Genomic DNA, 12,332 nt, shown 5'->3' on the forward strand with positions numbered 1-12,332 from the left:
CTCCCGGAAACTGGCGTTTGCCAACAAAAGATGAATTAGTCTTCATATTAAGTAATGGTGGTTCCTGGGTGGGTGGTACAAATACCTCTGCCAACGATGCGGGTACGAACAGTATAGCTTCAGGATGGAGAAATAGTATTAATAATTATAGCTACTTCTTGCCCGCTTCAGGGAACCGCTATATAGTCATGGGTACGGTGCAAAGCGTGGGGTCCGGGTTCTATTGGTCGTCGTCGAACGATAATTTAGGGGGAAATTCCATGTACTTCAACAGTAGTAGCACCGTGCCCCCCGGCAGCCAAGCGGACCGTAGAAACTGTTATCCTATCCGCTGTATCGAGTACTAAGATTGACATAAGTTGAAAAGTAAAAAGCTAACTGACGAATGAACAGACAATAGCTTTACTTAAAACCTCATAATTCAAAACGAAGATGAATTTACTCGAAGACCTGTTCACCACTTATTACGATACCCGTAAAGGGACTCGTAGCTACATGAGCCAGCTCCACTTTGAGATGAACCTCGAAGAAAACCTGAGACTTGCTTCGTGCTTGAACAACTCGTTTATATTTCATCTTTTTACAAGCGTTTGTTTATCGAAGACTGTTATTCGTGCCGCAAGAAAAAAAAGAACGTTGTTTGGTATCAAACGCTTGGAAAAGCATATTCGCAGCTGCACTTCTAACTATTCACAAGAGGTGTATATTCTGACCTTAGAAATACAGGGATATTTTATGAGTATAAATCGCCCTACCCTATATGGTACTCTGCTCAAAAATCTCAAACTCTTTGCAGATGCAGATGTAAAAACCAAAGACGGGAACTATTTCAAGGATCCTCCCGAACTTGATTTGGTTGATTATCTTTTGCTTGTTATTGTGTTTCATAATCTTATAGAAGGATGTCTGAGAAAAGGCAGTATCATCAATAGGGAAAGATTGCCTGCGAGTAAAAGTTTGTTTCACTCTGATCCGAAATGTGGCTTACTTATAGGCAATCTAACCTCTCGGTTGTTCAGTAATGTGTATACGAACTCTTTTGATCATTTCGTGAAACAGCAATTAAAGCTAAAATTTTATGGTCGTTATATGGATGACATCTACCTGATTGATAGAAGCAAAAAAACGCTGCTGGAATTTATCCCTCTCATATGTGCATACTTCTATACACTCCGTATCAGATTGCACTCCAACAAAATTAAACTACAATCGTACCGCAAAGAGGTAGCATTTCTGAGGGCAGTGGTCAAACCTTATCGCAGGTATATCCACAACCGTGCTAAACGTAAATTTATTCAGGTACTTTACCATTGGAACAGACTCTTGTCGCGGTATACGGAGGAAGCGGAGGTACACAAAGCCATTTTGTTCAGGATGAGATCTTCCATTAATTCCTATCTGGGAATGATGCGGTATTATCGTTCCCTCAAACTAAAGAAAAAAATCGTATACAAAAAAAATGATGATATACAGATTCAGTTATTTTATTGGCCATGTGGAAAGATATAGGCTCAAAAAGAAGTTCTTAGCAGAATAATCTTTGATGATAAAAGAATGATAGGATAACAATAAATAATGAAACAAAATCTGGTTATTTCGCTCTGCTTCACTCTCCATCGAAGAAAAAGAGATCAAACGATAGAATATATGTCTTTTTGTGAAGAATAAAAGAAAGAAGGTGTTCCTTCTAAGCAAAGGACGATTGTAGAGTTTTTTTAAGTTTGTGTTAATTAGTGGGATCATTCTGTCTGTCGGGAGGATATACAGGATCCATTGTTACAGATGATAAAACCTGTAATGGTATTTGAATTGAGTAAAAGAGATGCGAAAGTGAAGTCCTCATAATGTAAGTTTTGTAAAGTTTGTGCAAACCACGCTGGTTGTGATAATTCGCGTGGTTTATTTAAAAGAAATACGATAATGAATAATATGGATAAATATGCTGAAATAATAATACGGATATTGAAGGAACATCATATCGAAGGAGTGTATGATTCTGCTAATGATATGGTTTACATATACCGGGAAGACAAATACGGAACCGTTTACAACTTGTTCGGATGCTGTAATAACCTTCTGGAGAACCGCCTTATCTGCACGATGTATATTCAAGAAGGTGAAGCCGAAACGGTGCAAGCCTGTTTATCAGACATCAACAGGCTACATGACAGCGGCATGTTTTATATCGATTCCGATACAGGATGCCTCGCCTATGCGGTGGATTACGTTGTTCCGCCAGATGGAATCAGGTATGGCGACCACATTCTGGCAAGGTTTTGTACACAGGCATGGAAAACGTATACCGGTTATCGGGAAACCCTTTACCGGGTGATCACCCGACAAGCGTAATACTCTTACTTGGAGTGCCGGGACGAGCTTTAGATCAAAATCATAGAGAGAATTAACTAGTAACACGACTGTCTTTTACACTCCGATATTGTGGGCAGATCTCTGACAAAATTCGTGCCGTTTATAAATAGAGTAAAAAGTGCATATATACAATATACATAAAATGAAAATTACAACGATACTAATGAAGCTAACCCAAACCCTGAGAGTCCTGGGATGGGCATTATGCCTTGTATTTATTAGTTCCTGTTCGAAAGACGACCCTGTAGCCACCAGCCACGTGTTGCTGGTCTATTTGGGAGGCAACAACAACCTCTCGGGGGAGAGCTATCAGAAGCTCCAGGCACTCGTGCAGGGCTGGGATGCCCGCCCGGAGAACAAATTGCTCATTTTCCACGATCCGGCCGATGCTCCACCACAACTGCTCGAGGTGTCCCCGAGCGACACGGGTATCCCCACTACCCGATTGATATATCGGTACGAAGAAGTCAATTCGGCCGACAGTGAGGTATTCGCTTCCGTCATTGATGAAGTTAGACGCATCTATCCGTCCTCCGGCTATGGATTACTGGTATTCTCCCACGCTTCAGGCTGGTTACCCGTAGGTACGCTGCTCAAGCCAAGGTCGGTTATCGTGGACGGCAATTCCGAGATGAATATCATTGATTTTGCCCATGCCATTCCCAACGGTACATTCGATTATATTGTCTTCGAGGCCTGCTTTATGGCTGGTATTGAGGTGGCTTACGAATTGAAAGATAAAACCAAATACATCCTGGCATCAAGCGCAGAGATACTATCCCCGGGCTTTACGGATATCTATCCGAGAGCGCTGGGTTTACTGTTTGAAGGAAGCACAGGCCTACAGACTTTTGCTAACATAGCTTTCAGTTATTTCAAAGGACAAAGCGGCTATATGCAGTCGGCTACTTTCTCTGTGATAAAGACGTCGGAACTAGAACCGCTGGCATTCTTTATAAAGGAATACGCCGTTTCGGGGGCAATACGAGACATCATGGACATACAACATTTCGACCGCTATCAGACCTACAGATTGTTCTTCGATTTTGAGGATTATTATGCAGGTTTAATGACTGATGAACTACAGCAACAGGAGTTACATCGTCTGGTCGGCAAGACGGTCGTATGGAAGGCTTCTACCCCGGATTTTATGCTCGGTTACAACGGATTCGTCATAAGACAGCATTCGGGTTTGACCACCTATATCCCGCAGGATAGGTTTCCTTTCCTGAATCAGGAGTATAGAAAACTGGCTTGGATTCGGGTCACAGGTGTAAAATAACAGAAGAAAGTCAAACGAAAGCATAGATAATTAAATATTTAATAGCTAGCAAGATATGATGTATCAGTAATAAAGATCTTAGTATTATTTTTTGCTGTAGGCACGGCCGCTAAAGGACGGTTTTATCCACTAAAAGCTGTCTTGTGGTACTTTCGAAATCATGGCTATCGACCACAACGTTGGTGTATAATTTTGTCTGTATGGAAGCTACGGATAAAGGTGCGGAATTTGCTTTCGGGTGTAATCCATTATTGACTCATGAGGATAACAAAATCAGAATAGTATTTTAAATGCATGCATTAAGTTTAAGAAACTGGACACCAGCCACCGTATCGGTCTCGCCTAGTCTGGACGCAATACTGGAGCGTGAAACGGCCAATACGAACATGGTTTATCTGTACCACTTGGGTGGTGTGCTGATTTGCTTCGAGCGCTCGGACTGTGTAATACTGAGTCTGTGCTCTATAGAGACTGCTTTCTGCATCAGCGCTATCGGGATTACCTAGTGTGCAGGGTTTGCGTAAAATGAGGCTGAAGCTGGTCAGCAATGTCAGCGAGCATGAAATTGTGATGGAAACGGATATCGGCGGCGGTCATAATTTGCTGCTGCAGAGCATGACCCCTCTGAACAAGAACAGTTGATATCTGGAGTTATTACGCGAACTACGGAGCAGTTTGCTTGGAGGTGTTGGTTATATCAGACAGAATGAAGAAACACAAAAATAGAATCAAGCGATGGAACTATTTGGAAAGAAAAAAAGCAAGAAACAGGCTGTTGAATCCAACAGCCCGAGTATATTATCGTCAGGGGCTGTTCTCAGCGGTGAGCTGCATCTGAGTGAAGATCTACGCATAGATGGCCGTGTGGAGGGCAATATTTACAGTGAAAAAGTCGTGATCATTGGTCCTAGCGGTACGGTCAATGGCAATATAATAGCCGGTACGGTCGATGTGTATGGCCGTATGCAGGGTGATATTACCGCCAGTGAGAGAGCCTGCCTATGTACAGGTTGCTTCCTGACAGGGGATCTGTTATCCCTCTCTTTAGAAATAGAACTTGGCGCCTACTTCGATGGTCGCAGTAAGATAGCTTCAGGAAAGGAAGAGGAGGACACCGGATAATAGATCAGGTAAAAAATGGAATGGAAAAAGAACATCATAACACTAAGGTAGATGAAAAAACACGAGAAAAGAAAAGACTACCTGATAGAGATACTACTCGCTATAGTTATCATGCTGATCATTTCTTTATGTTTTTATGCGGCGCATCAGGAGTCATCCACTGCACGAGCCTTTTAGGGATATATTGAAACCTATAAATTAGAATATATTGAAACCTATAAATAAAATAAGCATGTTTAAATTTATCAAGATACTGACTAATATCATTTATCCTGTTTCAACGCTGGGGTTGATAATCTTCTGTTTTCTAACATGCGGCGGTAAAAAGCAGCATGGGGAACAACAGGCCGTTCTGGCCAAGGACAAGCGGCACACATTCGTCCTACCTGTTATTCCCAGTGAGTTAACCTTGCCCAAAGATCGGGCTGATTACTTGGCCGTCCATTACTGGGATAACTTTGATTTCAGTGATACGGCTTATGTGCATTTGCCGGAGATTACAGAGCAGGCTTTCGCCGATTATCTGGACATATTGTCTCATGCCAATAAACCGAACGCCTATTCTTCCATTGAAAACACGCTCCGGCAAGCCGGCAAAGAAGGAACAGGTCGGATGTACCAATACCTGAGGGATCTGTACAAACAATACCTGTATGATGCAAATTCACCTTTGCGCAATGAGGAATTTTATATACCCGTTATTCGCTATATAATAGAGGATACCATCACTGACACCGCAGACAAGCAGCGCGCAGCCTTCGAGCTGGAGATGTTGTTGAAAAACAGGGTCGGAGAGTTGGCTACTGATATAACCTATACGCTGGCAACTGGAAAAAAAGGAAGGCTGTACGACCTGCATAATCAATACACCATCCTTTATTTCTACAATCCCGATTGTCCTGCCTGTAAAGAGACGACCGCCTACTTGGCTTCCTCCCGACTAATAAATAGTCGGCTGTTGTCTGGTCGGCTGGACTTGCTGGCCGTCTATCCTGATTCCGATCTGGACTTATGGAGAAAACATGCCAACCTGATGCCTCCATTGTGGCTGAACGGGTATGATAAGGGGCAGGTAGTATTCGGAAAAAAGTTGTACGACCTGAAAGCCATACCGTCCTTATACCTGCTGGATGCTTCTAAGCATGTATTACTGAAAGACGCGCCGGCACAGACTATTGAGGAATACCTGATCGGGGAACAACAGCCACGACTAGAACATATTGAACAACTCCGCTAAACATTCACTGAGGAATTATGTGACCGCCGTACCACAAAAATAACAGGAACCCGTGCATAAAAGGAGAGAATAAGAAAATACATAGGTAAACAAAGAACGTTTTCGTTAAGCAATGAGAGCATAAATTGAATTTATTCAAATTTAGCCATTATAAGAACCAACGTTCACAGAAGTATAGACACTCAAAACGATTCATGTAATTGAACGTATATTATGTAGAACAAAGGAAACAGTAAAAAAGGGGATTATTAGCTGCCGTACTTCGTGTACTGCTTTGTATCCAGGTTATAGCGGGTACTGTGCAGGCACAGGAAACTTGCTGATCAACGCTTAGTAGTACCGGCAGCCGTCCTCTAGACGAACCTACTGTACGATGCTACGACAAGTTTGAGTCTTTCCGGCGAGTTTTGTTTGATCCTAGACCTTCCGCTCATCTACAACCTGTTGGCGGAGGTTTCCCCCACTCTGTGTGTCTGTGAATACCGAATCAGCTATACAGTCCTTGCAACAACAGAAGAAACATAAAAAGAAGATAATTAAAGTATATAATAATAACAATTAAACTTTAAAGTTATGAAACGAAAGCAATGGAGTTTTTTAACAGCGCTGGTCTTACTTACTGGATTTACAGCGTGCAGTACGGATGAAAATGGAAATACCCCTGACGAGCCAAAGGAAATGACGACTTATATGAGCTTGACTTTACGATTACCCAAGCAAGCGAATCTAAGAGCGGGCGATGATAATAATTACAATGCAGCTGGGATATATACCGGGGTGACAGCCATAAATACAGTAGACATATACCTGACCTCGACGGACGGTACAACCATGCTTGAAACCAGGAGGCTAGAGTATGAAAAAGGCGATTATACATTTCAAGCGGATGCCAGTGGATATGACCATATTGATTTGACAAAACCATTCAAGACTGCCCCTGGTAGTAAGAAGATGATTGTTGTTATTAACTGTCCACTTCCTTCATTGACTGCAGCGCCTGCGGATGACTACCGTTATGTCCTGTCTTCCTCCTTACCGCTTTCTTCCCTGGCACGGATAGACCCGAACAGATCGGCACAGATCGGTAATGTAACAGTTTACGCCGATGTTGTTGTACTGAGCGGTAAAAGCAGTGTCATCAATATAGAAGACGGCGTGAGTGAAACGGAAGTAATTGCTAGCCGGAAAAATATAATTAATGTGGACGTGGCAAGGGTTCCTTCCCGTGTGATCGTCACTTCTTCGGCGCCGAGCACAGTCGTTGACATAAACGGTACAAGCCTGGGTACAATAAGCGATGTGACCTATTCGGTAGCTCAGGGAGCAAATTCGGTGTATCTTTTTGCGCAGGCCAATGCAGATAGCAGTACCAAGACATGGGGCTATGATTATTTTCCAGGTCCTGGAACCGACTATGGAACCACCGCTACCACTTACTATGATTATTCCGACCTACTGAATCAAACGGATGCGGTTCCGTCCAAACCGGGTACTACCGGATCTTATATGTATCTGCCCGGAAAATTTTTTCTGGAAAACACACACCAAAACGGTGTCGATTTATCATCTAGTCGTTACCGGAAAGGAAATACAGCCTATGTGCTAGTACGTGCCAAATTCACACCTGACGCAGCTCAGATTGCGGATGGAGGTGCTCTCACTAACGGTACCTTTTATATAGGTGGGATCAACGGCAAGATCTATTCCAGCGTAACAGCTGCCCAGAATTATCTCACTGGAGTAGGCGTACAAAACCAGCCAGTATCTACCTACCCGAATGGGAAAGTATTGTATTATATCTGGCTGAATCCGGATAATATCCAAAAACCTGTCAATTCCCCTACCATCCGTAACAATATCTACCATATCAATATCAATACCTTTAAAAGTATCGGTGTAAACTGGAACCCACTAATCCCATCAGGGCCTGACGCTCCGCGCAATCCAGATCCGAAGCCGACCGGCCCCGAACCGGAAAACCCAACTGACCCTACTGATCCATTGAGTTCTACCGATACTTACATGTCTGTGGATGTCATGGTTTTACCATGGACTGTACACACCTATGATATAGACCTGTAATATACGTATAATATGCAAAGGTATGCGTAAAATGAATGTGAGGCAAGGGTACTTAGGCAGGGGAAATTTGATTTTCCTCCTGTTAATTGCATTAATATTCTTAGACTTGAATGGTTGTATTTACGATCATACGGACGACTGCCCGCAAGGGATAGACATCCGCTTGTACAGCAAAACCCCGTGCCGTACCGACACGGTATATCCCCGGTTATCCAGCCTAGAATTAAATGTCTTTGACCGCCACGATAAGCAGGTATCATACCGCATAACCAACGATAGCGTTCTGACAAAACATTATACTAAGAGGCTGAAGGCGGATAACGGGCTGTACAACGTAATTGCTTGGGCTGGTCTTGATACGGATCCATTTGAACGCAGCTTCTCGGATGAAAAAAGCGGCTTGTTGTTCAGGCTTAAACGCTCTAACGGCCTAGCCGCCTCTCTTGAGGGCAAACGGATCTATTACGGGAAAAGTCCGGCGGTCTTCTTACCCGACCCGACTGAATACGGGTCTGTCTTCGAATCCACATTTATCAATCTCCAAGAGATAACGAACCGTTTGACTATACAGGTCGAAGGCCTTCCGCCAACCGGCGATTATGAGATTGTCATTAAATCGGCCAATGGCTCGATGAATACTGACGGCAGCATAGCTCCCGACGATCTGATCGAATACGGTTCGCAGACCGCCTTCACTAACGGTCTCCTGGAAGCAAGGATTACCGTACTAAAACTGGTTACAGACCAATACAGTTCGTTGATCATATCGAACAAGACAGATAACAGCGAACTGTATCGGGGTGATTTGCTAGGGACACTACTGTTGAAGAATCCAGATGTGAACTTGGACTGCGATCATGATTTCTCGATCCGTTTCAGTATCAGGGATCAGTGCGGCTGCGGGACCTATATGATTGCGGCGATATGGGTTAACAACTGGTTAGTACACAGCTATACGACCGAATTATGAAAACAATGGAATTAAAGATGCTTCTGTACATCTTGCTTTGTGGCTGGAGCCAAATCATCACAGGTTGTAGCCGAGATGATTCTCCTGTCCCCGAGGAAGAAGAGGCTTATATCTTCCTGTCGATAAAAGCCTCTTCGGGGAGCATCAATGAAGACGCGGGCGGTGAAGATCGGATAACTGAAGTACGCATGATAGCTTTCGATCCGGATGGCAACTCGGTCTACAATGATATCCTGGATTTCCCCCATGGTTTCGGGAGTCGAAGCCATGGGATAAAGTTTAAGCCGGGAACCTACGATTTTTATTTCTTTGCCAACGAGTCGGCATATGTTGGTTTTCATGACATGCTGACTTCCGTGACCAATGTGTCACAATTTCAAAGTGATTCGCGTTTCAATGGATTATTATATAATCCAGGATTTAAACCGGATACTTCCACAAATGCAGGCCGGATGCTTATGTCGGCAGTTTACAAAGCAATCAGAGTGTTGCAAGGAGGTACTGAAGCTTCCCCCGAGCCTCTGGTTTTACCGACTCCCAAAGTTGAACTGGTGCGTTCATTAGCCAGGGTAGAAATCGTCTTCTATAAGAAAAACCCGGGCAGTATTTTGCCTGCTGCCGATATCGTCTCCTCTGTACAATTACAAAATGTAGCAGCGTCTTACTCTGTTCCTCCGTCAAACAGTTATTATAGTGGGCAGGCGGTGTCTTCTCTTTTCGGCGATCTGGCAGGGCTGGATTATACACGGGATTCGATCGGGTCGGTAGGACCTTTCTATATCCCCGAGTCTCTCAATAAAAGCGGAAATTCCAGCTTTACCGGACTGCATATCAATAACCGAGTGTTTCCTATCCTTACAGACAAGGCAAAAACCGGATTAACCGCTCAGCGGCGTACTATTTCTTCCCTATCGGATAGCTGTATCATACGTAATTATCACTACCGGATAAACGCCTATATAAGTCCTGATGGAAGCATTACGTTAAAAACTTGTGTGGAACCCTGGAAGAAAGACGATTACGTATATATATTTCAGGATGGGCAAAGTCTTGCCATTCCGCCGGTGATACCGACCGACTCAAGCGTGATCGTGCCTACTTCCTGCGGGAAGATAGAGATCCATTCGACCAATGAACAATTTCAGCAGGGACTGATGGGTGCTTTTGGCGACCAGGTCAATTGGTGGGATCCCAATGTACAGGGCCCTAATATCATCAAAGGGCAGCCTCCGTATTATTGTGAAAAAAAATACGGCCCTGGCTGGCGGTTAATCAACTCTTGTGAGATGATGTCATTCCTTGCACTGTTCGATCAAACCTATAAGATATGGCAATCTAATACATGGCTTGGCATTAATTCAGGCATACCATTTTATTCCAAGACTTTACGGCAACAAGCACAAGACTTATTAGGAAGATTAACTGGGATGGATATGTCGAAATACCTATTAAGCGATATGCAGGGAGGAGATAGTTTCGGAAGCGAAAAACTAGGGATTATCGACGCTTTTTTCACTCCGGGTGATATTGTAGTTACACGGAAGCAGTTTCCAGGCGGATGGCCATATCCGGCACCGCCATTCCAAGGCATCGAAGATTGGTACCCGATGGAGGTCGTACACCAAGTCAAAGAGTATTGGTATAGCGGTTATCTGGATTATGCTGATCCTGCGAACTATGATAAAGTACTGTACCAGCGCTTTGAACGCTATAGCTTTTCTTCAACCGTATCGAGGTGTGTCAGAAATGTAGAATAACAAAACGAAGAACTATGAAAATCGGCAATATATATATGACATTATTCCTGGCACTTTCTTTGCTATCCGCCTGTCACAATGACGGAGAGCCGTTTGCAGAAACATCCCAGGAGGTATCCCTTGTGCTCATGTCTGTACCAAGCCTGAAGGCGGCGGGTGATCCGGACGACCTGCCCGCAGAATATGCAGTAAAAGATTTGAGCGTCTTCCTGGCAACTCCCGGGAGTAATACAGTGTTGAATAGCTTTATCCATACGGGATTCTCTCCCTCGGGTGACAACTGCACACTGGTAAACCTACCGCTGGATCCTGCAACGGCTGCATTCAGAGATATCTATGTAGTGGCCAATTGCAGTGATGTAACTTCTTTGAATGCGGTAACGACCGTCAGTGATATAAAAGCGCTGGCAACCCCACAGGGACCGTTAACTACCGCGATAATACTCAATTCTGGTCTGCCCATGTACGGACAGGCTGCAAACGTCAACCTGGGCGGTACATCTGCCGCCAGTCCGGCCAATATCACATTAACGCGGGCATGTGCCAAACTACGTGTTACCATGGAGAATGTCACCGATACAAGCAATGCGTTCATTGTAGAGAATGCAGCACCCTCTACGCTTTACGCTCCAGGAACTCCCTTAAGGTTCGGTACCTTAGACCTGATTACCTATCCGCAGATAACCTTAGATTCTATTTCACCAGGCATGTATCAGAGTATAATATATATCTATGAATCCTTACAATCCCCGTGCCTGAGAATACTGACTTCAATCAAAGGAATCAGCAGGGAATACGTTGCAAATTCGAACTTCCCGCTGCCGGTACGGGGCTACTTATATGACATCCGAATCCAGATACTTCCCGCCGGTCTTTCGGGCGCGATGGAATTACATACCAGGAATATAGATGGAAGTCACCGTATTTTAACTTATAAAATAACGGACTATGGAGAAAATCTGCCAGATAAAAAAGACTTATCATCCAAGCGTGTACCGGATCAGGATTATCAGAAAGAAAAACTAAAAAACGGAATAAAACGATGGAATTATTTGAAAAAAGACAAAAACGGCAGAGTCCAGACGACCGGTCAGAGGAGCAAGCCCCGAGCATACTATCCACCGGTACGGTTATCACCGGCCAGGTAAAGCTCACATATGACCTGCGTATAGACGGAGTCGTCGTCGGGGATATTTGCAGTGAAAAGACCGTGGTCATAAGCCGCGGGGGAGAGGTGCACGGAAATATCAAGGCTGCCTTCTTGAGTATATACGGCCATCTGGACGGGAATGCCGATGTCACAGAACATACTTTCTTGTGGAAAGACGGGTTTTTAAACGGGAATCTGAAGACCACAGAGCTAGAGATCGAGGCTGGCGCCCGATTTGAAGGGAAGTGCGAGATGACTCGTAAAGGAGTAGGCATGGCCGATCAGGATAAAGAGGAGCAAGACCAGTTTTGAGGGAATAATAAAAAAAATGGCACACACTGTTAATATGAACGATATGAAGT

The 12,332-nt window shown here is 44.0% G+C and carries 11 protein-coding genes; all 11 read left to right on the top strand.

Going from position 1 to position 12,332, the window contains the following annotated elements:
* Positions 1-432: 432 nt before the first annotated feature.
* Positions 433-1,509 (top strand): RNA-directed DNA polymerase, encoded by a 1,077-nt coding sequence (locus tag HGC4_RS15800; RefSeq protein WP_157258342.1) that lies wholly within the window; start codon positions 433-435, stop codon positions 1,507-1,509.
* A gap of 411 nt (positions 1,510-1,920) precedes the next feature.
* Positions 1,921-2,349, top strand: a complete 429-nt coding sequence (locus tag HGC4_RS15805) for a hypothetical protein (protein ID WP_050711110.1) — start codon at positions 1,921-1,923, stop codon at positions 2,347-2,349.
* A gap of 163 nt (positions 2,350-2,512) precedes the next feature.
* A complete protein-coding gene (locus HGC4_RS15810; protein ID WP_242047201.1) occupies positions 2,513-3,652 on the top strand; it encodes a clostripain-related cysteine peptidase in 1,140 nt (379 codons plus the stop codon).
* 143 nt (positions 3,653-3,795) lie between these two features.
* A complete protein-coding gene (locus HGC4_RS18725) occupies positions 3,796-3,942 on the top strand; it encodes a hypothetical protein (RefSeq protein WP_157258345.1) in 147 nt (48 codons plus the stop codon).
* 445 nt (positions 3,943-4,387) lie between these two features.
* Positions 4,388-4,774 (top strand): bactofilin family protein, encoded by a 387-nt coding sequence (locus tag HGC4_RS15815; RefSeq protein WP_050711111.1) that lies wholly within the window; start codon positions 4,388-4,390, stop codon positions 4,772-4,774.
* Positions 4,775-5,006: 232 nt separating this feature from the next.
* Entirely contained in the window at positions 5,007-6,011 is a 1,005-nt protein-coding gene (locus HGC4_RS15820; RefSeq protein ID WP_050711112.1) for a DUF5106 domain-containing protein, read from the top strand.
* Between the two features lie 573 nt (positions 6,012-6,584).
* Positions 6,585-8,093: an Mfa1 family fimbria major subunit gene (locus HGC4_RS15825; RefSeq protein ID WP_050711113.1), complete on the top strand. Its 1,509-nt coding sequence runs from the start codon at positions 6,585-6,587 to the stop codon at positions 8,091-8,093.
* A 22-nt stretch (positions 8,094-8,115) separates the two neighbouring features.
* The gene (locus HGC4_RS15830; RefSeq protein ID WP_242047200.1) at positions 8,116-9,063 is read left to right on the top strand and encodes a FimB/Mfa2 family fimbrial subunit; all 948 of its coding nucleotides are present in this window, start codon (positions 8,116-8,118) and stop codon (positions 9,061-9,063) included.
* Positions 9,060-10,820, top strand: coding sequence for a hypothetical protein (locus tag HGC4_RS15835; protein WP_050711114.1), 1,761 nt, complete (start codon positions 9,060-9,062; stop codon positions 10,818-10,820). The genes HGC4_RS15830 and HGC4_RS15835 overlap by 4 nt, the downstream gene beginning before the upstream one ends.
* Positions 10,821-10,834: 14 nt before the next feature.
* Positions 10,835-11,968, top strand: coding sequence for a fimbrial protein (locus tag HGC4_RS15840; protein WP_050711115.1), 1,134 nt, complete (start codon positions 10,835-10,837; stop codon positions 11,966-11,968).
* Positions 11,863-12,282, top strand: a complete 420-nt coding sequence (locus HGC4_RS19300) for a bactofilin family protein (RefSeq protein ID WP_082204209.1) — start codon at positions 11,863-11,865, stop codon at positions 12,280-12,282. Before HGC4_RS15840 ends, HGC4_RS19300 begins: the two co-directional genes overlap by 106 nt.
* Positions 12,283-12,332 lie beyond the last annotated feature (50 nt).

This window comes from Dysgonomonas sp. HGC4 (genome assembly GCF_001261715.1).
Taxonomy (GTDB): domain Bacteria; phylum Bacteroidota; class Bacteroidia; order Bacteroidales; family Dysgonomonadaceae; genus Dysgonomonas_A.